Here is a 26,758-nt window from a genome sequence, read left to right on the forward strand (position 1 = left end):
AGGGCCTAAGGGAACAGCTTGATGGGATTGACGATGTCTGCGGTGAGCGTCAGCAGCATGTACGCGCCGCCGAGGACGACGAACACGTACGTCACCGGCATGAGCTTCATGTAGTCGACCGGTCCCCCGGCCGCCATCCCACGCGCCCGCCGCAGCATGTTGCGGACCTTCTCGTAGATCGTCACCGCGATGTGCCCGCCGTCCAGCGGCAACAGCGGCAGCAGGTTGAACATGCCGAGGAAGAAGTTGAGGCTCGCCAGCAGCAGGACGAACACCTGCCACAGTCCCTGTTCGGCGACCTGGCCGCCGATCACGCTGGCGCCGACCACACTGATCGGCGTCTCCTGGTCCCGTTCCCCGCCGGTGATCGACTTCCACAGGTCGACGACCTTGCTCGGCATCTGGACGAGGCGTTCGGCGGTCATCACGAACATGTCGCCCGTGAACGCGACCGACGCCGGGATCGCGGCGAGCGGCCCGTACTGCACGGGCTCGTAGAAGTCCGGGCCGACGCCGATCGCACCGACCGTGCGGGCGGCCTGCTGACCGGTCGCGTCGTCCTTCACGTACCGCGTCACCTGCTGCGGGACGACGGTGATCGTGAGGGTCTGCCCGTCGCGGTCGACGGTGAACTCGGTGGGCCCGGTCGACTGCTGTGTCGCCGCCTGGAACTGCTCCCACGTGGTCACCGGTTGCCCGCCGACCGCGGTGACGATGTCGCCGCGCTGCAGACCGGACTGCTGCGCCGGACCGGTGCCCTCGCACGGCACCACATCCTCCGGCTCCGGCGACGTCTGCTCGACGACACAGTCCATGTTGCCGAGTGCGGTCGCGGGCGGGGTGTTCAGGTTCGGCAACCCCCAGCCGACGGCGAGGACGAACACCAGCACCAGACCGAGCACGAAGTTCATCGCGATGCCACCGGACATCACGACGATCCGCTTCCACGCCTTCTGCTTGTACATGGCGCGGTCGACCTCGTCGTCGGCGAGTTCGTCGACGGCGGTCATGCCGGCGATGTCGCAGAAGCCGCCGGCGGGGATCGCCTTGAGCCCGTATTCGGTCTCGCCGCGGCGGAACGAGAAGATTTTCGGCCCGAAGCCGATGTAGTAGCGGCGCACCTTCATGCCGAGCGCCTGCGCGGTCCACATGTGACCGGCCTCGTGCAGCGCGATCGACAGTGCGATACCGAGCGCGAACAGCACCACCCCGAGAGCGAAGATCATCGCGGACCAGCCTCCTGCGTCACCAGTTCACGCGCCTTCGCGCGGGCCCACCCGTCGGCGGCCAGGACGTCGTCCACGGTAGCGGGCGGGGCCGACCATTCGCCGCCGGCCGCGAGGACCTGCTCGACGGTGCGCACGATCCGGGGGAAATGCAGCGCCCCGCCCAGGAATGCCTCGGCGGCGACCTCGTTGGCCGCGTTGTAGACGGCGGTCATGCACCCGCCGGCCTTCCCGGCCTGCCGGGCCAGGTCGATCGCCGGGAACACCGCGTTGTCGACGGGTTCGAACGTCCACGTGGATGCGGCCGAGAAGTCGCAGGCCGCGGCGGCGCCGGGCACCCGGTCCGGCCAGCCGAGGGCCAAGGCGATCGGCAGCTTCATGTCCGGTGGGCTGGCCTGCGCGAGCGTCGACCCGTCGACGAACGTCACCATCGAGTGCACGATCGACTGCGGGTGCACGGTGACGTCGATGCGGTCGTAGTCGATGCCGAACAGTAGGTGCGTCTCGATCAGTTCGAGGCCCTTGTTGACCAGGGACGCCGAGTTGAGGGTGTTCATCGGGCCCATCGACCACGTGGGATGCGCGCCGGCCTGCTCGGGGGTGACGTCCTCGAGGGCGGCGGCGGTCCACCCGCGGAACGGGCCGCCGGACGCGGTGAGCACGAGCCGCGCCACCTCGTCGGCCCGGCCACCGCGCAGGCACTGCGCGAGCGCCGAATGCTCCGAATCCACCGGCACGATCTGGCCGGGCGCCGCCGCCGCGGTCACCAGCGGCCCGCCCGCGACGAAGGACTCCTTGTTCGCCAGCGCGAGCCGGGCACCGGACTCGAGCGCCGCGAGGGTCGGGGCCAGGCCGAGCGACCCGACGAGCGCGTTGAGGACGACATCCGCTGCGGTGGAGCGGACCAGGTCGGTGACCGCGTCGGGGCCGGACAGCACACCCGGCAGGTCGAGGCGGGCCGCCGCCGCGGGGTCGGCGACCGCCACCCGCGTCACCCCGGTCGCCCGGATCTGACGGGCCAGCAGGTCGATGTTGCCGCCCCCGGCCGCGAGACCGACGACGGTGAACTTGTCCGGATTGGCGGCGATGACCTCGAGGGCCTGGGTGCCGATGGAGCCGGTGCTGCCGAGCAGGAGGACGCGTGTGGGTTCAGACACCCGACCATTGTTCCTGATGCCGCTGAGAGAACCCTGACAGGACCGGCCGGCACCCGGGGCGGACCCCGGTCGCTACGACACCGGGTCGTATGCCACGATATGCGGGAAACTGCTTTCGCAAGATCAGGAGGATCGTGCCGTGGCCGGTACCCAGCTGGACCCCACTTCCAACGACCCGGTCGTCGCCGCGCACGTCGACACCGCCGAGGTGCCGTCGGCCGCATGGGGTTGGAGCGGCGAGGCTCCCCGTCTGTTCCGTTTCGCGGGCTGGTTCTTCGCGGCGTTCCTGCTGCTGATGTTCATCGGCAACCACGAAGGAAAGGTCGAAGACCTGTTCCTGCTCGGCTTCGCCGGCGCGATCGTGTTCGCCCTCGTGCGCGACATCATCCTGCGCCGCAAGCCCCGGTAGTTCACCGGAACCCGCACTACACGGCGAAGGCCCCGCACCCGATGATGGGTGCGGGGCCTTCGCCGTGTCCGAAGGCTCTCAGTTCTCGGCGGCCAACTGCCCGCACGCGGCGGCGATCTCCTGACCGCGGGTGTCGCGGACCGTGCACGAGACCCCCTGCGCCTGGACGCGGCGGACGAATTCGCGTTCGACCGGCTTGGGGCTGGCATCCCACTTGCTGCCCGGGGTGGGGTTGAGCGGGATCAGGTTGACGTGCACGAGCGGGCCGAGCGCCTTGTGCAGCTTCTTGCCGAGCATGTCCGCCCGCCACGGCTGATCGTTGATGTCCCGGATCAGCGCGTACTCGATCGACACGCGCCGGCCGGACTTGTCGGCGTAGTAGCGGGCCGCGTCGAGCACCTCGGCGACCGACCACCGGTTGTTGACCGGAACGAGGGTGTCGCGCAGTTCGTCGTCGGGGGTGTGCAGCGACACCGCGAGCCGCACCGACATGTCCTCGTCGGCGAGCTTGCGGATCGCGGGCGCCAGGCCGACCGTCGAGACGGTGACCGACCGCTGCGAGATGCCGAGACCCTCGGGGGCCGGGGACGTGATCCGCCGGACCGCGGCGACGACCCGCTTGTAGTTGGCGAGCGGCTCCCCCATACCCATGAACACGATGTTCGACAGGCGACCCTCGCCGCCCTCGACCTCCCCGTCCCGCAGGGCCGCGGCCGCGGCCCGCACCTGATCGACGATCTCCGCGGTCGACAGGTTGCGGGTGAGCCCCGCCTGACCGGTCGCGCAGAACGGGCACGCCATGCCGCAGCCGGCCTGGCTGGAGATGCACAGCGTCGCCCGGTCCGGGTACCGCATGAGGACACTCTCGAGCAGCGTGCCGTCGTGGGCCTTCCACAGCGTCTTGCGGGTCTGACCGGCGTCGCACGCGACGTGCTTGACGACGCTCAGCAGTTGCGGGAACAGCGCCGTACCGACCTTCTCACGCATCCCGGCCGGCAGGTCGGTCATCTTGTCCGGGTCGGCCTCGAGCCGGCCGTAGTACTGGCGGGCCAGCTGATCGGCCCGGAACCCGGGCAGGCCCAGTTCCTTGACGGCCTCCTTGCGCTCGTCGGCGTCGAGGTCGGCGAGGTGGCGCGGCGGCATTCCGCGGCGCGGCGCGGTGAAGACGAGAGGCAGGGAGGCAGACATAGTGCCGCCATTCTCCCATCACCGCGACCCGCGCATCGCTGCACGTGCGCAACGCCATAGTTCAGGAGCACGATGGGAACACGACACGAGTACGCGTCCGCGAGAAGGAGCCGCCCCGTGACGACGCACGCACCCCGACCGGCCCGCACCGGTGTCCGCGCCGATCTCGCCCGCTCCTGGCTGCTCACCACCGGCAGCAGACCGGACACGTTCGTCCGCCCCGACGGCGTCGACGCGATCGTCCTCGACCTCGAGGACGCTGTCACCCCCGCCGACAAACCGGCCGCACGACGGCACGTCGTCGACTGGCTCGGCGGCGGGCACGAGGCCTGGATCCGGGTCAACGACGCGACGACACCGCACTGGGACGACGACCTCGCCGCGATCACCGGCCTCCCGGGTCTGTCCGGGGTGATGCTCGCCAAGACGGAGAGCGGCAGCCAGGTCGAGTCCACCGTCGAACGGCTGCCCGCCGGCACCCCGATCATCGCGCTCGTCGAATCGGCCGTCGGACTCGAGGCCGCCCCCGAGATCGCCCGCGCCCACGGCACGTTCCGGCTGGCGTTCGGCAGCGGCGACTTCCGCCGCGACACCGGGATGAGCGACGACCCCACCGCGATGGCGTACCCGCGGTCCCGGCTGGTGATCGCGTCCCGCGCCGCCCGGCTACCCGGCGGTCCCATCGACGGGCCGACCCTGTCGCCGCACGAGACGATCCTGCAACGCGACTGCGCGGCCACCGTGTCCCTCGGCCTGACCGGGAAACTGTGCCTGCACGCCGGTCAGGCCGCCGCGATCGACCGGGCCCTGAGCCCCGGCCCGCACGACATCACGTGGGCGCGGGACGTCATCGCCGACCTCGGACCGGACGGTGAACGTGTCCGCGACGGCAGCGATCTGCCGCGCCTCGCAAAAGCCAAGAAGATCCGACATCTGGCCGAGGTGTTCGGGCTGGTGTGACCGTCACGCCGTGCACGACGACGGTGCCGGCACCCCCTCGAACCGGTCGACCATCCAGTCCAGGGCCTGCGGCAGCCCGGCCAGCATCGGCAGTCCGTGCCCGACGATCGACCCCGGCACGATCGGCGGGATCTCCGTCGTGACGAAATCGACGGTGGCGCCGCGTTCACACCAGTCGTCGGCGAGGGTGCGTGCCTGCGGGTACGGGATGACGTCGTCGTTGCGGCCCTGCACGATCAGCACCGGACTCGACGGCGTCGACCGTCCGATGCGCTGTTCGCCGACCGCGGCCCGCACCGCCGGCAGCGTGTCGATCAGCTCACCGATCGTGCGGCCGTCCCGCGTCCACGCGGACGTGTGCTGCAGCCCGTAGCGGGCGATGGTCTCCGGGACGCACTGGGTGGCGATCTCGTCGAGGGCGCCGCGGCCGGCGTCGTTGATCGCGCCGTCGATCTCGGTGCGGGTCTCCGGGTAGGTGGCGTAGATGCTGTTGATCGCGTACGCCAGCATTCCCACTCCCAGACCGCCGTCGAGGGCACCGGCCACCGCCCGCAGGTCGGCGGGCGGGCCACCCGCATACGTGCCGACGATGTTCAGTTCGGGCGCGTACTGCGGCTGCATCTCGGCCGCGGATGCGGATGCGCCGCCGCCCTGCGAATACCCCCACAGCCCGATCGGGGTGTCCGCACCGACCCGGCTGCCGGGCAGCTGCTGCACGGCGCGGGCCGCGTCGAGCACCGCATGTCCCTCTGCGCGGCGGTCGACGTACGTGTGCATGCCGGCCGTCCCGAGCCCCTGGTAGTCGACGACGACCACGTCGATGCCACGGGACAGCAGCGCGTCCGCCTGCGCGATCTCGTACTCGACCGCGAAATCCAGCGGCGGCGTGTAGTGGATCATCTCGGCGAACAGCTTCGACGGCGCACACTGGTCACCCTGGCCCTGCGTGCCCGGTGCCAGCACCACCACCGGGCGCGGGCCGCCCCCGGTCCACGGGGTGCTCGCGTCGAAGAACGTGGCGGTGGTCGCGACCGCATTCCCGTGCGCGTCGGTGCTGCGGTACATGAACCGGTTCGCGCCCGACGGCCACGGCCCCTGCTGGTTCGGCACGGCCAGTGCCGGCGGATACGACTCCGACTTCAGCACCTGCCCGGGCGTCCCGGCCGGCAGCGGTGCCGGTGCCTCGTAGAACTGGTTCGGGACCGGCTCGGCCGTGGCCACGCCTGCACCCGTGGCGGTGGCCGCCACCGCCAGACACGCCCCCGCCACCGCGGCCACCCAGCGATTCCCCCTCGAGATGATCATGTCTGTCACATCACACGATGCCCGCGAGGATTGTCAATACTCGCGGTTACACGCACCTGTCAGTGGACGAGGCCCGTCGGGGCGGTGCGGGTGTGGACGCGGTAGCCGACGTCCAGGCTCAGTCCGGGGGTCTCCGCGAAGGCCCGTGCCGCGATCCGCTCGCTGAACTCGATGCCGAGCACGGCGCGCAGCGCGGCCCGGTCGTCGAACTGCCAGCGGGTGCGGACCTTGCGCATCGTGAAACCCTGGACGTCGAAGAACGCCTCGACGGCGGCCGGATCGTAGTGCGGCAGATCCGCACACATCCACGCCCCGTACGCCGCGACGGTGGCGTCGAGGTCGACGACCGCGAGCACGCCCCCGGGCCGCAGCACCCGCATCGCCTCGAGAATGCCCGGGCCGCAGCCGGAGCCGAAGAAGTACGCGGTGCGCGCGTGCACGACGTCGACGCTGGAATCGGGAAGCGGCAGGGACTCCGCCGTCCCATGCAGGACCCGGATCGACGACTGCCCGGCGACCCGGTCACGGGCCGCGACGACGAGCGGCGGATGCGGTTCCACCCCGACCACCGTGCGGGCGGCGGCCGCGAACCGCGGCAGATGGAATCCGGCGCCGCAGCCGACGTCCAGGACGTCACGCCCCCGCCAGTCCGCCACCTCGGCGAGCACACCGAACACGTCGCCGTCGACGTCCTGGGCGCGGTTCTCCGTCTCGTAGACGTCCGGCCAGTGCCAGATGTTCGGGCTCGGGATCGCTCCCCGAGCCCGAACCCGGTCGGACCGCCCGCGACTCACACCGGCACGACTCACACCAGGGCGGTGAGGACGAGCCACGTGACGAACGCCGACGGCAGCAGCGAATCGAGACGATCCATGATGCCGCCGTGGCCGGGCAGCAGCGTGCCCATGTCCTTGATCCCCAGTTCCCGCTTGACCTGGGACTCGATCAGATCGCCCAGCGTCGCGGTGAAGACCAGCGCGACACCGAGCAGGGCCCCGACGAACGGATTCGCGTCGAGGATGAACGTGACGGTGAGGACGCCACCGATCACGCAGAACAGCAGCGACCCGGCGAAGCCCTCCCAGGACTTCTTCGGACTGATCGCCGGCACCATCGGATGTTTGCCGAAGAACACGCCGGCCACGTAGCCGCCGACGTCCGAGCACACCACGACGATCATCAGACACAGGACCCGGCCGGGGCCGTCGTCCTGCAGCACCATCAGCGTCGCGAACGACGCCAGCAGCGGAATCCACGCCGTCACGAACACCGCGACCGCGGTGTCGCGCAGGAAGTTGCGCGGGGTGGCCCGCAGACCGTGGTCGAACAGCCGCCACACCATGGTCACCAGCGCGGTGGCGGCGAACGCCGCCAGCACACCCTGCGGGCCGAGCGGCCAGCTGAGCCACACCATCGCCTGCCCACCGAGCAGCAGGGGGATCAGCGGAACACTGATGTCCGCCTCACGCAGGCGGGTGGCAACCTCCCACGTCGCGACCGCGGCGGCGACCGCGACGACACCGATCCAGACCAGCGGTGCGAACACCAGGATCAGGATCAGGGCGACGCCGAGGCCACCGCCGACGGCGATCGCGGCGGGAAGGTTGCGTCCGGCCTTCGATGCAGCAGGTGCAGCGGGGGCGCCGTCAGCTTTCCCCACCTCTACACCTCCATCAATTCGGCTTCCTTGTGCTTCACCAGCTCGTCGATCTGGGCGACGTACCGCGCGGTGGTCTTGTCGAGCTCCTTCTCCGCCCGCCCGACCTCGTCCTCACCGGCCTCGCCGTCCTTCTGGATCCGCGACAGCTCGTCCATCGTCTTGCGGCGCACGTTGCGGATCGAGACCTTGGCGTCCTCGCCCTTACCCTTGGCCTGCTTGACGTAGTCGCGGCGGCGTTCCTCGGTGAGCTGCGGGATCGACACGCGGATCAGCGAACCGTCGTTGCTGGGGTTGACACCCAGGTCGGAGTTGCGGATCGCGTTCTCGATCGGACCGAGCTGCGACGCCTCGTACGGCTTGATGACGACGAGCCGCGCCTCGGGCACGTTGATGCTCGCGAGCTGCGTGATCGGCGTGTACGACCCGTAGTACTCGATGCCGACCCGGTTGAACATGGCCGGGTTCGCGCGGCCGGTACGGATGGAGCTGAGGTCGTCCTTCACCACCGTGATGGCCTTCTCCATCTTCTCTTCGGCCTCGAAGAGGGCTTCATCGATCACGGCTGTTCTCCTCCAACTCGTTGTCCATCTCGATCGTGGTGCACGGCATCACGACTTGACCAGTGTTCCGATCTTCTCACCGGACACCGCGCGCGCGATATTTCCCTCGGTGAGGAGGTTGAACACCATGATCGGCATCCGGTTGTCCATGCAGAGACTGAACGCGGTGGCGTCGGCGACCTGGAGCCCCTTCTCGATCACCTCACGGTGGGTGATCTCGGTGAACATGGTCGCGTCGGGGTCCAGACGCGGGTCGGCGGTGTAGACGCCGTCGACGGCCTTCGCCATGAGGACCACCTCGGCGCCGATCTCGAGGGCACGCTGCGCGGCGGTGGTGTCGGTGGAGAAGTAGGGCATGCCCATGCCGGCACCGAAGATGACGACGCGCCCCTTCTCGAGGTGGCGGCGTGCGCGCAACGGCAGGTACGGTTCGGCGACCTGCCCCATGGTGATCGCGGTCTGCACTCGGGTGTCGACACCCTGCTTCTCCAGGAAATCCTGCAGCGCAAGGGAATTCATGACGGTTCCGAGCATGCCCATGTAGTCCGAGCGGGCCCGGTCCATGCCTCGCTGCTGCAGTTCGGCGCCGCGGAAGAAGTTGCCGCCACCGATGACGACAGCGACCTGCACACCCGAGCGGACCACCTCGGCGATCTGGGTCGCGACGGTCGTCACGACGTCCGGATCGAGACCGACCGTGCCGCCGCCGAACATTTCACCACCGAGCTTGAGCAGTACTCGTCGGAATCCTGGACGTTCGTCGGCCGGTGCGGTCATAGTGCTCCCTCGGTTCTGCACATCGTTCGATACTGGAAAAGTCTTGCGATCGGGCAGCGAACACCGTCATCCTGCCCCATCTCGGCGGGTTCGACCCAGTCGACCCGCCTCGCCGCACAAATCGGCCCCGTACCGACCGAAAGCGGTCCGTACGGGGCCGATGTGGGGCGACTAGCTGGCGCCGACCTCGAACCGCGCGAAGCGGGTCACGGTGACACCGGCCTCCTCCAGGAGGGCCTTGACGGTCTTCTTGGAGTCGGTGACCGACGACTGCTCCAGCAGGACGACGTCCTTGAAGAAGCCGTTGACGCGACCCTCGACGATCTTCGGGAGTGCAGCCTCGGGCTTGCCCTCCTCCTTCGCCGTCTGCTCGGCGACGCGACGCTCGGCCTCGACGATGTCCGCGGGGACCTCGTCACGGCTGAGGTACTTCGCCTTCAGTGCGGCAACCTGCATGCCGGCGGCGCGGGCAGCCTCGGCGGCCGCGTCACCCTCACCGGTGTACTCGATCAGGACGCCGACGGCCGGCGGCAGATCGGAAGCACGCTTGTGCAGGTAGGTCGCGACGGCACCGTCGAAGGTGACGACGCGACGCAGCTCGAGCTTCTCGCCGATCTTGGCGGACAGCTCCTGGACCAGGGCGTCGACGGTCTTGCCGTCGACGTCGACGGCCTTGAGGGCCTCGAGGTCGGCCGGCTTCGCAGCGGCGGCAGCGGTGACGACGGCGTCGGCCAACGCCTGGAACTCGGCGTTCTTGGCGACGAAGTCGGTCTCGGCGTTCAGCTCGATCATGACGCCGTCCTTGGCGATGACCAGGCCCTCGGCGGTGGAACGCTCGGCACGCTTGCCGACGTCCTTGGCGCCCTTGATACGCAGCAACTCGACGGCCTTGTCGAAGTCGCCGTCGGTCTCGGTGAGCGCGTTCTTGCAGTCCATCATGCCGGAGCCGGTGAGCTCACGGAGACGCTTGACGTCGGCGGCGGTGTAGTTCGCCATGGGGCGATCCTCCTCGGATGAGTTTCGATGCCAGTCCCCCGGCGGATCCCACCGAGTCTGGCGAAACAGATGAGTGAAGCGGCCCCGACCGTAAGTGGTCGGGGCCGCATCGGCTTAGGACTGCGGGGCGTCCGCGGCGGGGGCGTCACCCTCGGCTGCGGCCGGAGCCTCGGCCGGAGCCTCGGTCTCGGCTGCCGGGGCTGCCTCCGAGAGGAGCTCCTGCTCCCACTCGGCGAGCGGCTCGCCGGCTGCGGCCTCCGGCTTGGCGTCCTTGTCGGCGCTCGCACCGGCGCGGGCCTGCAGGCCCTCGGCGACGGCGGAGGCGACGACCTTGGTCAGCAGGGCGGCGCTGCGGATCGCGTCGTCGTTACCCGGGATCGGGTAGTCGACGAGGTCCGGATCGCAGTTGGTGTCGAGGACCGCGATGACCGGGATGTTCAGCTTGCGGGCCTCGCCGACGGCGATGTGCTCCTTGTTGGTGTCGACGACCCAGACGGCCGACGGAACCTTGGCCATGTCGCGGATACCACCGAGGGTGCGATCCAGCTTGGTCATCTCACGCGTGAGCATGAGGATTTCCTTCTTGGTGCGACCCTCGAAGCCACCGGTCTGCTCCATCGACTCGAGCTCCTTCAGGCGCTGCAGGCGCTTGTGGACGGTCGAGAAGTTGGTGAGCATGCCGCCGAGCCAACGCTGGTTGACGTAGGGCATGCCGACGCGGGTGGCCTCGGAAGCGATGGACTCCTGGGCCTGCTTCTTGGTGCCGACGAACAGCACGGTGCCGCCGTGGGCGACGGTCTGCTTGACGAACTCGTACGCCTTGTCGATGTACGTCAGCGTCTGCTGCAGGTCGATGATGTAGATGCCGTTGCGGTCGGTGAGGATGAACCGCTTCATCTTCGGGTTCCAACGGCGGGTCTGGTGCCCGAAGTGGGCGCCGCTGTCGAGCAGCTGGCGCATGGTCACAACAGCCATGGCTGCGTACCTCGTCTTTCGTGTGCCGGTTGTCGCGAGGATCGGTGATCCTCGTCCTGGCGTCCGTTCGACGTCGGACCCGCACGAGTGCGGGACCAGCCGACGACCGATATGGATACGGACGCGCGAAGTCGGTCTGCGCATACATCGAGATACTCGGGCACACACAGACCGCCCGACAAGTGTACGGCCTCGCCGGGACCGCCGACGAATGCACAGGTGAACGCGTCGGGCAAGGGGGTACCCGGATCTGTGGACAACGAAAATCTCCGTCCACAGATGTGCCGTGGACCGTCCACGCACCCGTCCGGGTCGGCAGGGTCGACGGCATGGTCACGACTCCCGCATCCCGCCTGTTCACCCGCATCGTGGTCGCGTCGTCGGTCGTGGCCGCATGCGTGTCCGGGCCGACGGCCGGCGCCGCCCCGGACCCCGGCGCGACGTTCACGTGGCCGCTCCGCCCCCGCCCGCACGTGACGCGCCCGTTCGACGAGCCGGAACACGACTGGCTGCCCGGCCACCGCGGCGTCGACCTGGGTGCGACGCCCGGGCAGGCGGTGTACGCGGCGGGTGCGGGCACGGTGGTGTTCGCCGGGACGGTCGCCGGTAGACCCGTTGTCTCGGTGGAGCATCCGAGCGGGCTGCGGACCACCTACGAACCCGTCGATGCGGCGGTCACAGCGGGCAGCCGGATCGGCCGCGGTGATCCGCTCGGCACCGTCGCCGCCGGTCACCCCGAGTGCGCGGCGGCCGCGTGCCTGCACTGGGGGGCGAGGCGCGGCCGCGACGACTACCTCGATCCGCTGCCGCTGGTGCGGGCGGTGCGGATCCGGCTGCTACCGGTCGAGGGAAGACCCGGTCATGCCCGTGGGTGAGCCTGGTCGTGGACGGCGCGGAGTCGGGCGACGGAGACGTGCGTGTACAGCTGGGTCGTCGCGAGACTCGCATGTCCCAGCACTTCCTGGACGACGCGTAGGTCGGCGCCGCCTTCGAGCAGGTGGGTCGCGGCCGAGTGCCGCAGACCGTGCGGGGCGAGGTCGGGGGCGCCGGGGACCGCCTGTACGACGTCGTGGACGACGCTGCGGGCCTGGCGCGGGTCGAGGCGTCCACCGCGGCGCCCGAGCAGCAGGGCGGCGCCGGATCGCTCGTTCACCAGCTCGGGGCGTCCGGCCCGCAGCCAGGCCGTGATCGCGTCCTCGGCGGGCCGGCCGTAGGGGACGACACGTTCCTTGTCACCCTTGCCGAGGACCCGCAGGACCCGGCGGCCGTCGTCGATGTCGCCGACGTCGAGTCCGCACAGTTCGCCGACACGGATGCCGGTCGAGTACAGCAGTTCCACGATCAGCCGGTCCCGCAGCGCGACGGGATCCTCTTGCGCGGCACCGGATTCGGCGGCAGCCATCGCGTCGACGGCCTGGTCCTGCCGCAGCACGGCCGGTAGCGTCCGGTGCGCTCTCGGCGCGGCCAACCGGATGCCGGGGTCGAGGTCGGTGCGGCCGGTGCGCTGCGCCCACGCCGTGAACCCCTTGGCCGACGACGTGCGCCGCGCGAGCGTCGTGCGCGCCACCCCGTCGGCCGCCTGTTCGCCGAGCCAGCCGCGCAGCACCCGCAGGTCCAGGTCGGCGAGTGTCGCACCCGACCGGTCCCGGTCCAGATACGCGAGCAGGCTCGTCACGTCCCCCGTGTAGGCGCGGACGGTGTGTCCGGAGCGTCCGCGTTCGAGACGCAGATGGTCGGCGTAGGCGTCGAGGTGTGCCCGCAGTCCCGGCGACAGTTCCGGGTCCGCAGCCGAGGTGTCCATGGCGTCCACCGTCGCGGTGGCCACGGGATTGTGCAAGTTCCCGCGCCGGTAGTGTTCTCGCGTGAAACGAGCGATTCCCATTCCCATGCTCTGCGTTCTTGCTCTCCTCTCGGCGATCGCACCCCTGGCCACGGACATGTATCTGCCCGCGATGCCGTCGATGACCGACCATCTGGGCACGTCCGACACGGCCGTCCAGTTGACGCTCGCGACGTTCATGGCGGGCCTCGGCATCGGCCAGTTGATCGTCGGGCCACTGTCCGACGGGATGGGCCGCCGCAACCTGCTGATCGTCGGCACCGTGCTGTGCGCGCTCAGTGGCGCACTGTGTGCGGTCGCCCCCAGTATCGAGATCCTCATCGCGGCCCGACTGCTGCAGGGTTTCAGCGGTGGCGCCGGGATCGTGCTGGCGCGTGCGGTGATCGCCGACCGCGCCAAGGGCGACGTCGCGGCCCGGCTGTTCAGCGTCATGATGATCATCGGCGGGGTCGCCCCCGTCGTCGCACCGCTCATGGGTGGTGCACTGCTCGGCCCGATCGGCTGGCGCGGCATCTTCTGGGTGCTGTCCGGTGCCGCCGTCGTGATGCTGCTCGGGGTGCTGTTCCTCGTCCCGGAGACGCTGCCCGCGCAGCGCCGGCACGGTGGCGGACTGTCCGCGCTCGTCGGCAATCTCCGCTACGTCGTGACCAACCGGATCTACCTCGGGTACGCGTTCACGTTCACGTTCGGGTTCGGCGCCCTGTTCGCGTACATCTCGGCGTCCCCGTTCGTGATGCAGGACATCCTGGGTCTGTCGCCCGGCCAGTTCTCCGTCGTGTTCGCGATCAACTCACTGGGCATCATGATCGGCAGTATCGTCAACACCAAGCTGATCGGCACGTACACGCCGCGTCAGCTCCTCACGTTCGGTGTGGGGCTGCTCGTGTCGTCGGGGCTGCTACTGACGCTGGCCACCACGGTCGGCGGCACCCGCATCTGGTTCGTGCTGCCGCTGATGTTCAGTTCCGTCACCAGTATCGGTTTCATCATGGGCAACGCGACCGCGCTCGCGCAGGGTCAGGTGACCGAGGCCGCCGGCACCGGCTCGGCGCTCCTGGGCGCGTGCCAGTTCGGCCTGGCCGCGATCGTGACGCCGCTCGTCGGCATCGGCGGGACCGCGGTGCCGATGGCGGTCGCGATCCTCGCGTCGGGTGCGGTCGCGCTGGTGTCGCTGAAGGTCCTGGCCCGCGCCGCCCGAACGGTGTAGCGGTTCACCGCTTGTGCGGGCGCGCCAGCGTCAACCGCTGCACCCAGCCGTGCGTCGGCCACGCCTTGAGCCCGGCCCGATCGGGCGTCACCCGGGTGCCCACGAACGCGGCCTCGAGCTCCGCGTCGACGACACCCGCGAACCGGAACTCCTGATCCGGTCCGGGCCCGAGCGACTCCCACGACCCCACCCGGTACACGGCCCGGACGATGTTGTCGGCGAACACGATCACCGGCAGGTTCGCGACACCGCGGGCGGCGCCGCCGGCCCGCCACGGACCGCGGGCGGCCGCATACAGTTCCTCCGGCGTGAGCCGCGGATCGGCGGCCGCCGGCACCCGCACCAGGGCACTCGGGACCGGCAGCTCCGGTGCAGGCAGCGCCGAGTACTGGACGGCCAACTCCGCCACCGACAGGGCGTGCTTCTCGAGGTCGTCCGGCTCACCGGCCAGATTCGTCAGCACCGGCAGGTCGGGGCGGGCCTCGAGCAGCCGCAGCGCGTCGATCACCAGGTGCGCGCACTCCTTCGCCGCCGCCACCGGCTCGTGCGGGACGGACACGTTGTGCCGCAGCACGATGTGGTCGACGGAATGCCCGGCCGCGTAGATGTCGCGGATCCGCTGGATCCACGCGCTGCGGGTCTCGTCCCGGTCGGCGTCGCCCACACCCTCGCCGTCCCGGGTACCGGCCTCGCCGAGCGCGTCCCAATCGTGCGAGTACACCTTGTTGCCGCGGCCGACGCCGACGTAGAAGATCGACCGGTCCCGCGGATCGCGCAGTGCGTACAGGTACAGACCCAGGTTCTCGACCACCCGCGGCGACAACGGGTTCGGTGCGGGCTTGCGTTCCCGCGGCTCGGCGGTGATCACCCGCATCACCGCGAGCCGCAACGCGTCCGAGATCGCGACACCGCCGGTGGCCGGCCCGTCGAACAGCACCCCGGACGCGTCCCGCACGGACGTGAAGGTCCGTCCGGCACTCGCCTGCAGCGACGTGACCACCGCGGTGAACTCCGCGAGCCGCGCCTTCGGATCACTCGCCACCCCACGCCCCTCGTCGTCCGTGAGGAAGTCACGAATGCCGGGAGCGGCCAGGAGTACGCGGGTGATGTCTTCGGGAACGGTCCAGACGGTAGCCATGACGTGACTGTAGGTGATCGCCGCATCGCATGCGGTGAGCCTCGCAGGGACCGGCCGGGCAAATGTTTCCGGACGGAAACGATCGGTGTCCGACCGGTCGCGATCTGCCGGTTCCCGGTCGGCGACGGGATGTTTTCCGTCACACTCGGGGAGTGTCCCGACCGGTGGAATCCGTCGAGTCCCAGGAAGCCCGCACCGCACGCCTGCAGCGCATGGTCGGCTTCCGCTACCGCATGCCCGACCACTACGAGGTGGGCCGGGAGAAGGTGCGCGAGTACGCGACGGCCGTGCAGAACACGCACCGCGCGCACTACGACGAGTCGGCCGCGTGCGCGCTCGGCCATCCGGCCCTCGTCGCACCGCTCACGTTCGTCGCCGTGATCGGGCTGATCGCCCAGCGGTATCTGCTCGAGCAGATCATCGCCGGCTTCGATCTGAGCCAGATCCTGCAGACCGATCAGCGTCTCGTCTTCCACCGTCCCATGTACGCCGGGGACCGGTTGACCGTCGACGTCTCCCTCGAATCGTTCCGGCACACCGCGGGCACCGACATCTTCGTCACCGAGACCGTCGTCACCGACACCGGCGGCGCACCCGTGGTGACGACCCTGACGACGTTCGTCGGGCGGGCCGGGGAGACCGACCCCGACCGGATCCGGCGCATCCAGGACGTGATGATGCGCGGCTCCGGGTCGGGGACGGGCCCCTGACTCACCGCACCCGGAACCATCCGGTGTCGTCGGCACCGACGAAGCCGTCGATCTCGAGAGCCGGCAGCACGGCCCGCACCTTCTCGATCGGGGTTCCCGACGCCACCGACAACTCCCTCACACTGCGGGCCCCGCTCGCGGGCAGTGCCTCGTACACCGCGGCCGCGGGACCGGTCAGGGCGTCGAGATCCCGCGGCGGGCCGCCGGTGTCGCCGTCCACCCCGATCGGGCCGGCCTCCTCGGTGACGTCGGCGGCGCTCGCCACCAGGACGGCCTCCCCTTCCCGAATCATGCGGTGGCATCCGGTGGACGACGCCGACGTCACCGGCCCCGGCACCGCGAGCACCGGACGGCCCAGCCGCCGCCCCCACGTCGCGGTGTTGCGGGCGCCGCTGCGCCACCCTGCCTCGACGACCAGGACCCCGTCGGACAGGCCGGCCACCAGCCGGTTGCGGGCCAGGAACCGGTAGCGGGCCGGGGTGGTGCCCGGCGGGTACTCGCTGATCACGGCACCGGCACCGGCGATCTGCTGCAGCAGCCGGCCGTGCCCCGCCGGGTAGGCGCGGTCCACCCCGCACGCGAGGACCGCGACGGTGCGGCCCCCGACACCGAGCGCGGCCCGGTGTGCGGCCGCGTCGATCCCGAATGCCGCCCCGGACACGACCGTCCAGCCGTCGACGGCCAGGTCACCGGCGATCTCCGCGGTCACGTGCTCGCCGTACGCGCTGGCCGCGCGGGTGCCGACCACCGCGACCGCCCGCGCCAGCAGATCGTCCAGCGCCGACGCCCCCAGCACCCACAGTGCGAGCGGGCCGCCGTCGTCGCGGCCGTCGCCGAGCTGGTCGAACGCGAGGAGCCGCCAGCGCGGCCACTCGTCGTCGTCCGGGGTGACGAGCCGTCCGCCCATCGCCGCCAGCAGGTCGAGATCGCGGGCCGCGGTGTCCAGGTGGGCCCGCGCCGACGTGCGCCGGTCCAGGAAACTCGACAGGTCCCGTTCCCGCACCGCCCGGGCGGCGTCCTCCGGCCCGACGGACTCGACGAGTCGCGCGAGCGGCGGGCACGACCCCTGCACCACCTTCGACAGGTACGCCCACGCCAGCAGCCGCGGATCGTGCGCGCTCATGCCGCTCCCTTGTCCCGGAATCCGAGTGCCGTCGTCACATCGTCCGCGTCGGGCATGCCCCGGCCGGCCAGGTCCGCGAGCGTCCAGGCGACGCGCAGCGCCCGGTCGGCACCGCGGGCGGTGATCTCGCCGCGTCGCAGCGCATGCTCGACGGGCCGCAGGGCGGATCGGGCGAGTCGGAACCGTTGCCGCAGCGCCGGACCGGGCACCTCGGCGTTGGTGCGCCACCCGAACTCACGCCAGCGGTCGGCCGCCGCGGCGCGGGCGGCGGCGACCCGCGCACGCACGTCACCGGTGGGTTCGCCGACCTCGTCCATGAGCGCCTGACTCGACGCGGACTGCATCCGGATCCGCAGATCCACCCGGTCGAGCAGCGGCCCGGACAGCCGACCCAGGTACCGGCGGCGCACGGTCGGCGCGCACACGCAGTCGACGTCGCGGGCCGGTGCGCAGGGGCACGGGTTCGCGGCGAGCACCAGTTGGAAGCGCGCCGGATAGCGGGCGACCCCGTCGCGGCGGGCGATGCGCACCTCACCGTCCTCGAGCGGGGTCCGCAGCGCTTCGAGAGCCTTGGTGCCCATCTCGGCGCACTCGTCGAGGAACAGGATGCCGCGGTGGGCGCGGCTCACCGCACCGGGTCTGGCCATCCCGGTGCCGCCGCCGACGAGGGCGCTGACCGACGTCGTGTGGTGCGGGGCGATGAACGGTGGTTCGGTGACCAGCGGCCGATCCGGCGGCAGCAGGCCGGCGACCGAGTGGATCGCGGTGACCTCCAGTGATTCGGTGTCCGTCAGTACGGGCAGGATCCCCGGAAGTCGTTGCGCCAGCATCGTCTTCCCGATCCCGGGCGGACCGGTCAGCATGAGGTGGTGGGCGCCGGCGGCGGCCACCTCGACCGCCCACCGCGCCTCGGTCTGGCCGACCACCTCGCTGAGGTCGCCGCGGGCCGACGACGCCGCCGCCGTGAACGGTGCGGGTTCGGCGAGTGTGCCCTTGCCCTGCAGCCAGTCGGTGACCGCGGTGAGCCGGTCGGCGCCGAGCACCTCGATCCCGTCGACCAGCCCGGCCTCGGCGAGCGCCGCGAGCGGCACGACGACCGTCGACCAGCCGGCGTTCCTCGCCGCGAGCACCGCGGGCAGCACCCCGCGGACCGTGCGGATGCGACCGTCGAGCGCCAACTCCCCCAGCAGCACCGTCGTCGCGATCCGGGCCCGCGGAATCTGCCGGGCCGCGTCCAGGACCGCGCACGCGAGCGCCAGGTCGTAGACGCTGCCGACCTTCGGCAGCGTCGCCGGGGACAGAGCGAGCGTCACCCGCGACTCCGGCCACTTGGCGCCCGAGTTCGTCACCGCCGCCCGCACCCGGTCCCGGGACTCCTGCAGTGCCGTGTCCGGCAACCCCACCAGATGCACCCCCGGCAGGCCGCGGCCGATATCGGCTTCGATCTCCACGATCTGCCCGTCCACCCCGGTCACCGCCACCGAGTGGGCCCGTCCGAGCGCCATCAGAACGCCCCGGGCAGGTGCGTGATCTGCGGTTCGGCGGACTCGTCGTGCCGGTCGACCAGCACGCCGACGACGTCGAACCGGACGTGCGGCCAGCGCCGCTCCGACTGCGCCAGCCACTGCTGCGCCAGCAGGCGGATGCGTCGCGCCTTGGCGACCGTCACCGCCTCGGCGGGGCTGCCGTACCCGAGCCCCGACCGGGTCTTGACCTCCACGAACACGACCGCGTCCCCGGATGCGTCCCCCGAGTCGACCGCGATCACATCCAGCTCGCCGTACCGGCAGCGCCAGTTGCGGTCGACGACCGTCAGCCCCGCCTCCGTCAGATACTGCGCGGCCAGGTCCTCCCCCAGCGCACCCAACGCGATGTTCCGCCCCATCCCCAGTCCTCCCCTCGTGCGGCGGGACACCCCGCCGATCGAGAGTCACTGTGCCGGAACGACACCGGACGACACCGGGTGCGACCTGGGGAAACACATTGCCCTGTGGATGAACGAGGGGCTGTGGACAACTCGCCGCCGGAACACGAAAAATGCGGCCGCACACCACCGTTCGTGGTGTGCGGCCGCATCGCCCGCCGTGGCGGAAACCTATCCCAGACCGTTGTCCGGCAGTCGCAGATCCGACTTCTCGAGCTCCTCGATGTTCACGTCCTTGAACGTGATCACCCGCACGTACTTCACGAAACGCGCCGGACGGTACATGTCCCACACCCAGGCGTCGGACATCCGCACCTCGAAGTAGATCTCACCGTCCGCGCTGTGCGGGATCAGCTCCACCGAATTCGCGAGATAGAACCGGCGCTCGGTCTCCACGACGTACGCGAACTGCCCGACGATGTCCCGGTACTCGCGGTACAGCGACAGTTCCATCTCGGTTTCGTACTTCTCGAGATCCTCGGCACTCATCGGCCTCGACGTCCTCCTGCGTTGTTGTGAATGTCCATCATCGCGCACCGACCCCGATCGACTCGAATTCACGGCTCGCCGTGGTCACATTGGCGTACGACATCCGGTGTTCGGCGGTCGGGCCCAACTCCCGCATCGCCGCCGTGTGCACCGCGGTGCCGTAGCCCTTGTGTCCGGCGAATCCGTAGCCGGGCAGGGTGTCGTCGAGGGCGGTCATGGTCCGGTCGCGGCTCACCTTGGCCAGGACGCTGGCGGCGGCGATGCACGCGGCCGCGGCGTCGCCGCCGATCACCGGCAGCGACGGTGCCGGCAGGCCCGGTACCCGGAAGCCGTCGGTGAGGACGTAGCCGGGTGGCACGGCCAGTCCGGCGACGGCGCGCCGCATGCCCTCGATGTTGGCGACGTGGATGCCGATCCGGTCGATCTCGGCGGCGGGGATCTCGACGATGCTCCACGCCACCGCGAGTCGCTGGATCACCGGGAACAGTTCCTCCCGAACCTTCTCCGTCAACCGTTTCGAGTCGTCCAGCCCGGCCAGGGCGGCCTGCGGTTTCGGCCCCAGCACGCATGCGGCGACCACGAGCGGCCCCGCGCAGGCACCGCGGCCGGCCTCGTCGACGCCCGCGACCGGGCCGAGCCCGCAGCGCAGCAGGGCGGACTCCATCGTCCGCAGACCGGAGGCTCTGCGAATGATCGTTCTCGGGGGCCAGGTGCTCACCGCTGCTGGATGTCGGGTGAGGAGATGGTGCCCCACCGGCCGGGCGGCAGCACGATGAACGTGGCCTTGCCGATGACGTTGTCGAGCGGGATGGTGCCCTGCAGTTCGTCGGACACGTGGTAGCGGGAGTCGGCGGAGTTGCTGCGGTTGTCGCCCATCACCCACACGTTGCCGTCGGGGACGGTGACCGGACCGAAGCAGCGGCCGGACTTCACGGCGGTGTCGCAGGTCTGGACGCCAGGCGTGAACCGGAAGTCCATCTGGATGTACGGCTCGTCGAGCGGTTTGCCGTCGACGAGGACGCGACCCTGCTCGTCGCAGCATTCGACGGTCTGCCCGCCGGTGGCGATGACACGCTTGACGAGGTCGTTCTCGTCCGGCGGCACCAACCCGGCCATCGACCCGAGTTCCTCGAGGCCGCGGACCACGGTGTTCGACGACCGCGTCGACGTCCATGTCCCGTTCCACGACTCGGGGCCCTTGAACACGACGACGTCGCCGGGTTGCGGGTCCCCGAACCGGTAGCTGATCTTCTCGACGACGATGCGGTCGCCGGTGCAGCCCTCACAGCCGTGCAGCGTGGGCTCCATCGACTCGGACGGGATCAGATAGACGCGGGCGATGAACGTCTGGAGCAGGAAGCTCAGCACGAGGGCGACGAGGATCAGGATCGGGATCTCCCGCCACAGGGAGCGGGACTTCTTGTCCTTCTTGCCCTTACCGGTATCCGGGGTGTCGTGCCCGGTCTGTCCGTCGGCTCGGTGCTTGCCGTGTGTCTCGGGTCCGGGACCGGTGTTCGGGTCCGGGGTCACGGCCGGGTCCTGCGGTGCATCTGCCACCGAAACAGATTAGCCCGACACCGTGTGAAAACGGTGCCGGGCCAACCGGTGGAATTCGGAGCGTTACCGCTCAGTGCGCAACGATCAGCGCTTTTCCTTGATCTTCGCAGCCTTGCCGCGCAGGTCGCGCAGGTAGTACAGCTTGGCGCGACGGACGTCACCGCGGGTGAGGACCTCGACCTGCGCCAGGTTGGGGCTGTGGACCGGGAAGGTGCGCTCGACGCCGATGCCGAACGAAACCTTGCGGACGGTGAAGGTCTCGCGGACGCCGCCACCCTGGCGACGGATCACGACGCCCTTGAAGACCTGCACGCGCTCCTTCGAGCCTTCGATAACCTTGACGTGCACGTTCAGGGTGTCGCCGGCGCGGAACTCCGGAATATCGTCACGGAGGGACTTGGCGTCCAGGAAGTCCAAGTTGTTCATCGGTTGTGCCATCCTTGCGTTCATCGCAGGAGCAGAGGAACCGAGCGGCGGTGGCTCGACTGGTTCGTGCTCAGATCAGAGTGGTGTCGCCTTCACCAGGCAACCCGACCATTGTGCCAGACGCTCCGGGGTGCGTGGAAATCGGTGGTGGTGCGGCGTGCACGGTGCGCTCGAGTACCACCTCGGTGGCCGTGAGCGCGTGTTCGACGCTGGGTTTGCCGGCGACGAGGTCCTGCACGTAGATCTTGGCCCGGATCATCGGGCGCCGGAATCGTTTCTCCCGCTCGATCGCCCGTCGCATCCGGCGGGGTTTGCGCACGTACCGCCAGCGCGCCCACGGTGCGCCGGGCCGGCTGAGCCGGATCGCGCCGACCAGCAGGATCGGGAACACGAACAGCCCGACCAGCCCGGTCCAGATCTTGCCCTTGAGGATGACGACGGCCGCGATCGCGAGGTTCGCGAGTACCAGTGCGACGACGGTCGCCCGGACCGCGATGTGCGGGGATTTCCGCCACTCGGCAAGGTCGAGCAGGTCGAGGGGCTGGAATCCGAGCAGCAGCAGACCGGTGACCGCGAGCGCGACGAACACCGCGTCCACCGATGCACGTCCCTGATCGGACCAGTACACGTCCTTGAGGTAGAAGATGAGCGCGAACTCGTCGAGGACGAGCGCCGACCCGATCCCGAAGAACGTCGCGAGCACCGCGCCGGCGGTCTGCGTCGCGGTGTCGTACACCGCGATCAGCGCGATCCCGGACGCGAACATCGTCACCACCCCGAACACGACGTGGTGGATGTGCTGCCCGCCGGGGGTGACGTTGCCGGGCCACCAGCGCACGTCGGCGCGGATCATGCGGACACTGATCCGGATGAACAGGAACGCGAGCAGGAACCCGATCAGGAAGAACAGCAGCGGCAGCCGCCCGTTGCCGATGATCTCCCGTTCGAGCCAGTCCTCCATCAGTTCGGGCTACCGCCGCGCACGATGCACCGGAAGCCGATGTGGCAGGTCGACGTCTCCTCCGTCTCCCCCTGCCGGGCGGCGGGCCGGTAGCGCAGACAGTAGTTGGGGGCGCACAGGTGGGAGCCGCCCTTGATGACGCGTCGCGGATACACCTCGCCGTCACGCGCCTGCGCCACCTCGATCCGCGGGTTGCGCGGGATGCAGCACGACGACGCCGGTGCCACGTTCTTGCCGGAACTGCTGTGGTCGGCGGTGTGGAAGTCACCCGTCCATTCCCACACGTTGCCGGCCATGTCGAGCAGTCCGTACCCGTTGGGCCGATAGCTGCCGATGGGGGCGGTGCCGACGAAACCGTCCTCGGCGAGGTTCTCCCACGGGAACTGTCCCTGCCACGTGTTGGCCTGATGCCTGCCGTTCGGCGTGAACTCGTCGCCCCACACGTAGGTTTTCCGGTCGAGTCCGCCGCGGGCCGCGAACTCCCATTCGGCCTCGGTGGCCAGTTCCTTACCGGCCCACTCCGCGTACGCGAGCGCGTCGGTGTAGGACACGTGGGTGACGGGGTGCCGTTCGCGGCCGCCGACGTTGCTGCCGGGGCCCTCGGGGCGGCGCCAATCGGCGCCGGGCGTCCACGACCACCACTGCTGATGGTCGGTGAGGGAGACGGGGTGGTCCGGCGGGGTGAACACGAGCGAGCCGGGCACCAGCAGCGCCGGGTCGGCGTCCGGGTAGTCGGCGGGGTCGGGGGCGATCTCGGCGGTCGTCACATGCCCGGTGTCCTTCACGAACCGCCGGAACTCGGCGACCGTCACCTGATGGGTGTCCATCCAGAATCCGTCGACACCCACCTGGTGGACCGGACGCTCCTCCGGATAGAAGTCCTCCGACCCCATCCAGAACGTCCCACCCGGAATCCACACCATGTTCTTCGGCTGCACGCCCCGAGTGTCCCATCCCCACCGCGGCCGCGGGCGGTTGCTGTGGCATCGCCCGAGAGCGTCGCGCAGTAACCGCCCGCAGCGGTGTCAGATCAGTCAGTTCACTTGCCGAAGCCGGCCTTGCGGAGCGCGTCGGCCATCGACCCGGCCGCCGGACGTTCGTCGCGCCGGTCCCGGCCGTCCCGGCCACCACTGCCCCGGGACGCACGCTGCCAACCCTGCTGCTGCGGCCGGCCGCCGCCCTTGGGCCCCCGCTGACCGCCGGATCCCTTGGGGCCCTTCGCGGCGCCGACCTCGTCGTCGAGGCGCAGGGTCAATCCGATGCGCTGACGGTCGACGTCGACCTCGAGAACCTTGACCTTGACGACGTCACCGGACTTGACGATCTCGCGGGGGTCGGAGACGAAGTTGCGGGACATCGCGGACACGTGGACGAGCCCGTCCTGGTGGACGCCGACGTCGACGAACGCGCCGAACGCGGCGACGTTGGTGACGACCCCCTCGAGCACCATGCCGGGTTCGAGGTGCGCGACCTTCTCGATGCCGGCCGCGAACGTGGCGGTCGCGAATTCGGGGCGCGGGTCACGGCCCGGCTTGTCGAGTTCGGCGATGATGTCGGTGACGGTGGGCAGACCGAACCGCTCGTCGGCGAAGTCGGCCGCTTTCAGGGTCGACAGCACCGCGGTGTTGCCGATCAACTCCCCCACACCCGTGCCGGACACCTGCACGATCCGGCGCACCACCGGGTACGCCTCGGGGTGGACGGCGGACGCGTCGAGCGGGTCGTCGCCGCCGGGGATGCGCAGGAAGCCGGCACACTGCTCGAACGCCTTGGGTCCGAGCCGCGGCACATCCTTGAGCGCCTTGCGGCTGCGGAACGGCCCGTTCGTGTCGCGGTGGGCGACGATGCTCTCGGCGAGCGAGCCCGCGATACCGGACACCCGCGACAGCAGCGGCACCGACGCGGTGTTGACGTCGACACCGACGGCGTTGACGGCGTCCTCGACGACCCCGCCGAGGGAGCGGGCGAGCATGGTCTCGGACACGTCGTGTTGGTACTGGCCGACGCCGATGGACTTGGGGTCGATCTTGACGAGTTCGGCGAGCGGGTCCTGCAGGCGGCGGGCGATGGACACGGCGCCGCGGATGGAGACGTCGAGGTCGGGCAGTTCGGCGGACGCGTACGCGGACGCGGAGTACACCGATGCACCCGCCTCGGACACCATCACCTTGGTCAGCTTCGCGTCGGGGAACTTCGCGATCAGGTCGGCGGCGAGGGCGTCGGTCTCGCGGGACGCGGTGCCGTTGCCGATCGCGATCAGGTCGACGCCGTGCTTCGCGGCGAGCCCGGCGAGGGTCGCGAGGGCCTGGTCCCGCTTGTTGTGCGGCTGGTGCGGGTAGACGGTGGCGTGGTCGACGACCTTGCCGGTGGCGTCGACGACGGCGACCTTGGTGCCGGTGCGGAAGCCGGGGTCGAGGCCCATCGTGGTGCGGGTGCCGGCCGGGGCGGCGAGCAGCAGGTCCTTGAGGTTGGCGGCGAACACGTCGACGGCGTCCTTCTCAGCGGACTGCCGCAACCGCATCCGGGTGTCGATGCCGAGGGTGACGGCCAGCTTGGTCTTCCACGCCCAGCGGACGGTGTCGAGCAGCCAGCGGTCGGAGGGACGGCCACGGTCGGCGATGCCGAAGCGGGTCGCGATCCGGCCCTCGTAGACGCTGGTCTCCCCCGGCGCGAGCGGGTCGCGGTCCGACGCCAGCGTCAGCGACAGGACCTCTTCCTTCTCACCGCGCAGCAGCGCGAGGATGCGGTGCGACGGCAGCTTGTCGAACGGCTCGGAGAACTCGAAGTAGTCGGCGAACTTGGCGGCCTTGCCGGCGTCGACGCCCTTGCGCACCGCGGATTCGATCTGTCCACGCGCCCACATGCTGTCGCGCAGTTCCCCGACGAGGTCGGCGTCCTCGGCGAACCGTTCGACGAGGATGGCGCGGGCACCGTCGAGCTGCTCGGCGGTGTACTGCGCGGGATCGGTGGTCGGGTCGCCGATCAGGGCGTCGGCGACGGGTTCGTGTCCGGCCTCACGGGCGATCTGCGCCTTGGTGCGCCGCTTCGGCTTGTACGGCAGGTAGATGTCCTCGAGCCGGGCCTTGGTGTCGGCGAGCATGATCTGCCCGCGCAGCTGGTCGTCGAGCTTGCCCTGCGCGTCGATCGAGTCGAGGATCGCGCTGCGGCGGTCGTCGAGTTCCCGCAGGTAGCGCAGCCGTTCCTCGAGTTGGCGCAGTTGGGCGTCGTCGAGGCCGCCGGTGACCTCCTTGCGGTACCGGGCGATGAACGGGACCGTGGAACCGCCGTCGAGCAGGTCGACCGCGGCGGCCACCTGCCCTTCGCGGACGTCGAGTTCGTCGGCGATGCGCTTGTTCACGGATTCGAGGGTGTTGGAGGCTACCGTCACGGCGATCGACCCTACCGGGTTCCCCGCCACCTCGCGTTTTGCGCACTTGTCGCGGGTCCAGAGCCGCCGAATTCAGCGCGACAAGTGCGCAAAACGCGGAATCAGGGAAGGAGGTCGGGGCGACGCTCCGCGGTCCGCTGCAGTGCCTGCGCGCGCCGCCACGCCGCGACCTTGGCGTGGTCGCCGGACAGCAGCACGGGCGGGACGTCGAGTCCACGCCAGCTGACGGGACGGGTGTAGCTGGGGCCTTCGAGGAGCCCGTCGGAGAACGAATCGTCCTCGTGGGACAGCTGGTTGCCGAGCACACCAGGCAGCAGTCGGACGACGGCCTCGACCATGACGAGGACCGCGGCCTCGCCGCCGATGAGGACGTAGTCGCCGATGGAGACCTCTTCGACGCGGACGCGGCGGGAGGCGTCGTCGAACACCCGCTGGTCGATGCCCTCGTAGCGGCCGCACGCGAACACGAGGTGCTTCTCCTGCGCCCACCGGTGCGCGGTGGCCTGCGTGAACGGCACCCCGGCCGGGGTGGGGACGACCAGCAGGGTCTCGTCGGTGACGACCTCGTCGAGGGCGTCCCCCCACACGGTCGGTTTCATGACCATGCCGGGTCCGCCGCCGTACGGGGAGTCGTCGACGGACTTGTGGACGTCGTGCGTCCAGCGGCGCAGGTCGTGGACGTCGACGGAGATCAGGCCCTTGTCGATGGCCTTGCCGAGCAGCGCGGCACGCAGCGGCTCGAGGTATTCGGGAAAGATCGTGACGACGTCGAGACGCACTGT

General features: G+C 70.2%; 28 protein-coding genes. 5 read left to right on the plus strand and 23 right to left on the minus strand.

The window, feature by feature from the left end:
- Positions 1-5 precede the first annotated feature (5 nt).
- Together E0497_RS12480 and dxr are read right to left on the minus strand one after the other, a co-directional pair.
- The gene (locus E0497_RS12480; RefSeq protein WP_137725120.1) at positions 6-1,226 is read right to left on the minus strand and encodes a M50 family metallopeptidase; all 1,221 of its coding nucleotides are present in this window, start codon (positions 1,224-1,226) and stop codon (positions 6-8) included.
- Complete coding sequence (gene dxr, locus E0497_RS12485; protein WP_137725121.1) at positions 1,223-2,383, minus strand: 1-deoxy-D-xylulose-5-phosphate reductoisomerase; 1,161 nt, start codon at positions 2,381-2,383, stop codon at positions 1,223-1,225. Before dxr ends, E0497_RS12480 begins: the two co-directional genes overlap by 4 nt.
- A 139-nt stretch (positions 2,384-2,522) precedes the next feature.
- Between dxr and E0497_RS12490 the strand changes: the two genes are divergently transcribed.
- On the plus strand, positions 2,523-2,792 hold the full coding sequence (locus E0497_RS12490) for a DUF2631 domain-containing protein (protein WP_137725122.1): 270 nt from the start codon (positions 2,523-2,525) through the stop codon (positions 2,790-2,792).
- A 78-nt stretch (positions 2,793-2,870) separates the two neighbouring features.
- Here E0497_RS12490 and rlmN read toward each other — a convergent pair whose 3' ends face one another.
- Positions 2,871-3,980 (minus strand): dual-specificity RNA methyltransferase RlmN, encoded by a 1,110-nt coding sequence (gene rlmN / locus E0497_RS12495; RefSeq protein WP_137725123.1) that lies wholly within the window; start codon positions 3,978-3,980, stop codon positions 2,871-2,873.
- A 117-nt stretch (positions 3,981-4,097) separates the two neighbouring features.
- On the opposite strand from rlmN, the gene E0497_RS12500 reads away from it, so the two are divergent.
- On the plus strand, positions 4,098-4,940 hold the full coding sequence (locus E0497_RS12500; protein ID WP_137725124.1) for an HpcH/HpaI aldolase/citrate lyase family protein: 843 nt from the start codon (positions 4,098-4,100) through the stop codon (positions 4,938-4,940).
- A 3-nt stretch (positions 4,941-4,943) separates the two neighbouring features.
- On the opposite strand, the gene E0497_RS12505 is transcribed toward E0497_RS12500, so the two are convergent.
- From E0497_RS12505 to rpsB, 7 genes are all read right to left on the minus strand, one after another.
- Positions 4,944-6,245, minus strand: coding sequence for a lipase family protein (locus E0497_RS12505; RefSeq protein ID WP_137725125.1), 1,302 nt, complete (start codon positions 6,243-6,245; stop codon positions 4,944-4,946).
- A gap of 59 nt (positions 6,246-6,304) precedes the next feature.
- Positions 6,305-7,039, minus strand: a complete 735-nt coding sequence (locus E0497_RS12510; RefSeq protein WP_137725176.1) for a class I SAM-dependent methyltransferase — start codon at positions 7,037-7,039, stop codon at positions 6,305-6,307.
- Between the two features lie 11 nt (positions 7,040-7,050).
- Entirely contained in the window at positions 7,051-7,905 is an 855-nt protein-coding gene (locus E0497_RS12515; protein ID WP_137725126.1) for a phosphatidate cytidylyltransferase, read from the minus strand.
- A 2-nt stretch (positions 7,906-7,907) separates the two neighbouring features.
- On the minus strand, positions 7,908-8,465 hold the full coding sequence (gene frr, locus E0497_RS12520) for a ribosome recycling factor (RefSeq protein ID WP_137725127.1): 558 nt from the start codon (positions 8,463-8,465) through the stop codon (positions 7,908-7,910).
- A gap of 48 nt (positions 8,466-8,513) precedes the next feature.
- On the minus strand, positions 8,514-9,242 hold the full coding sequence (pyrH, locus tag E0497_RS12525; RefSeq protein WP_137725128.1) for a UMP kinase: 729 nt from the start codon (positions 9,240-9,242) through the stop codon (positions 8,514-8,516).
- A 171-nt stretch (positions 9,243-9,413) separates the two neighbouring features.
- Positions 9,414-10,238 (minus strand): translation elongation factor Ts, encoded by an 825-nt coding sequence (gene tsf / locus E0497_RS12530; RefSeq protein WP_137725129.1) that lies wholly within the window; start codon positions 10,236-10,238, stop codon positions 9,414-9,416.
- Positions 10,239-10,352: 114 nt separating this feature from the next.
- Positions 10,353-11,213: a 30S ribosomal protein S2 gene (gene rpsB / locus E0497_RS12535; protein ID WP_137725130.1), complete on the minus strand. Its 861-nt coding sequence runs from the start codon at positions 11,211-11,213 to the stop codon at positions 10,353-10,355.
- A gap of 329 nt (positions 11,214-11,542) precedes the next feature.
- Here rpsB and E0497_RS12540 point away from each other — a divergent pair, with 329 nt between their 5' ends.
- A complete protein-coding gene (locus E0497_RS12540) occupies positions 11,543-12,088 on the plus strand; it encodes a M23 family metallopeptidase (RefSeq protein ID WP_137725131.1) in 546 nt (181 codons plus the stop codon).
- On the opposite strand, the gene E0497_RS12545 is transcribed toward E0497_RS12540, so the two are convergent.
- Positions 12,073-12,987, minus strand: a complete 915-nt coding sequence (locus E0497_RS12545; protein ID WP_170312964.1) for a tyrosine recombinase XerC — start codon at positions 12,985-12,987, stop codon at positions 12,073-12,075. The genes E0497_RS12540 and E0497_RS12545 overlap by 16 nt on opposite strands.
- Before the next feature lie 112 nt (positions 12,988-13,099).
- Here E0497_RS12545 and E0497_RS12550 point away from each other — a divergent pair, with 112 nt between their 5' ends.
- The gene (locus E0497_RS12550; protein ID WP_137725177.1) at positions 13,100-14,260 is read left to right on the plus strand and encodes a multidrug effflux MFS transporter; all 1,161 of its coding nucleotides are present in this window, start codon (positions 13,100-13,102) and stop codon (positions 14,258-14,260) included.
- Between the two features lie 4 nt (positions 14,261-14,264).
- Here the strand turns inward: E0497_RS12550 and E0497_RS12555 are convergent, their stop codons facing one another.
- Positions 14,265-15,398, minus strand: a complete 1,134-nt coding sequence (locus E0497_RS12555) for a GIY-YIG nuclease family protein (RefSeq protein WP_137725133.1) — start codon at positions 15,396-15,398, stop codon at positions 14,265-14,267.
- A 152-nt stretch (positions 15,399-15,550) separates the two neighbouring features.
- Between E0497_RS12555 and hadA the strand changes: the two genes are divergently transcribed.
- Positions 15,551-16,108: a (3R)-hydroxyacyl-ACP dehydratase subunit HadA gene (gene hadA / locus E0497_RS12560; protein ID WP_137725134.1), complete on the plus strand. Its 558-nt coding sequence runs from the start codon at positions 15,551-15,553 to the stop codon at positions 16,106-16,108.
- Position 16,109: 1 nt separating this feature from the next.
- On the opposite strand, the gene dprA is transcribed toward hadA, so the two are convergent.
- The 11 genes from dprA to trmD form a co-directional block, all read right to left on the minus strand.
- Positions 16,110-17,231, minus strand: a complete 1,122-nt coding sequence (gene dprA, locus E0497_RS12565) for a DNA-processing protein DprA (RefSeq protein ID WP_137725135.1) — start codon at positions 17,229-17,231, stop codon at positions 16,110-16,112.
- Complete coding sequence (locus E0497_RS12570) at positions 17,228-18,736, minus strand: YifB family Mg chelatase-like AAA ATPase (RefSeq protein ID WP_137725136.1); 1,509 nt, start codon at positions 18,734-18,736, stop codon at positions 17,228-17,230. The genes dprA and E0497_RS12570 overlap by 4 nt, the downstream gene beginning before the upstream one ends.
- Complete coding sequence (locus E0497_RS12575; protein WP_137725137.1) at positions 18,736-19,116, minus strand: YraN family protein; 381 nt, start codon at positions 19,114-19,116, stop codon at positions 18,736-18,738. The genes E0497_RS12570 and E0497_RS12575 overlap by 1 nt, the downstream gene beginning before the upstream one ends.
- 210 nt (positions 19,117-19,326) lie before the next feature.
- Positions 19,327-19,644 carry a DUF2469 domain-containing protein gene (locus E0497_RS12580; RefSeq protein ID WP_137725138.1) on the minus strand — a complete coding sequence of 106 codons (318 nt, stop codon included), beginning with the start codon at positions 19,642-19,644 and terminating at the stop codon, positions 19,327-19,329.
- A 37-nt stretch (positions 19,645-19,681) separates the two neighbouring features.
- Positions 19,682-20,362 carry a ribonuclease HII gene (locus E0497_RS12585; protein WP_137725139.1) on the minus strand — a complete coding sequence of 227 codons (681 nt, stop codon included), beginning with the start codon at positions 20,360-20,362 and terminating at the stop codon, positions 19,682-19,684.
- The gene (gene lepB, locus E0497_RS12590) at positions 20,359-21,051 is read right to left on the minus strand and encodes a signal peptidase I (RefSeq protein ID WP_241665852.1); all 693 of its coding nucleotides are present in this window, start codon (positions 21,049-21,051) and stop codon (positions 20,359-20,361) included. The genes E0497_RS12585 and lepB overlap by 4 nt, the downstream gene beginning before the upstream one ends.
- 234 nt (positions 21,052-21,285) lie before the next feature.
- The gene (gene rplS, locus E0497_RS12595; protein ID WP_137725140.1) at positions 21,286-21,627 is read right to left on the minus strand and encodes a 50S ribosomal protein L19; all 342 of its coding nucleotides are present in this window, start codon (positions 21,625-21,627) and stop codon (positions 21,286-21,288) included.
- A gap of 70 nt (positions 21,628-21,697) precedes the next feature.
- Positions 21,698-22,588, minus strand: coding sequence for a hypothetical protein (locus E0497_RS12600; RefSeq protein WP_137725141.1), 891 nt, complete (start codon positions 22,586-22,588; stop codon positions 21,698-21,700).
- Positions 22,588-23,511 (minus strand): formylglycine-generating enzyme family protein, encoded by a 924-nt coding sequence (locus E0497_RS12605; protein WP_137725179.1) that lies wholly within the window; start codon positions 23,509-23,511, stop codon positions 22,588-22,590. The genes E0497_RS12600 and E0497_RS12605 overlap by 1 nt, the downstream gene beginning before the upstream one ends.
- Positions 23,512-23,627: 116 nt before the next feature.
- A complete protein-coding gene (locus tag E0497_RS12610; RefSeq protein WP_137725142.1) occupies positions 23,628-25,976 on the minus strand; it encodes a Tex family protein in 2,349 nt (782 codons plus the stop codon).
- A 101-nt stretch (positions 25,977-26,077) separates the two neighbouring features.
- Positions 26,078-26,755 (minus strand): tRNA (guanosine(37)-N1)-methyltransferase TrmD, encoded by a 678-nt coding sequence (gene trmD, locus E0497_RS12615; RefSeq protein WP_137725143.1) that lies wholly within the window; start codon positions 26,753-26,755, stop codon positions 26,078-26,080.
- Positions 26,756-26,758: the final 3 nt, after the last annotated feature.

The sequence above is a fragment of the Prescottella subtropica genome (assembly GCF_005434945.1).
Classification (GTDB): domain Bacteria; phylum Actinomycetota; class Actinomycetes; order Mycobacteriales; family Mycobacteriaceae; genus Prescottella; species Prescottella subtropica.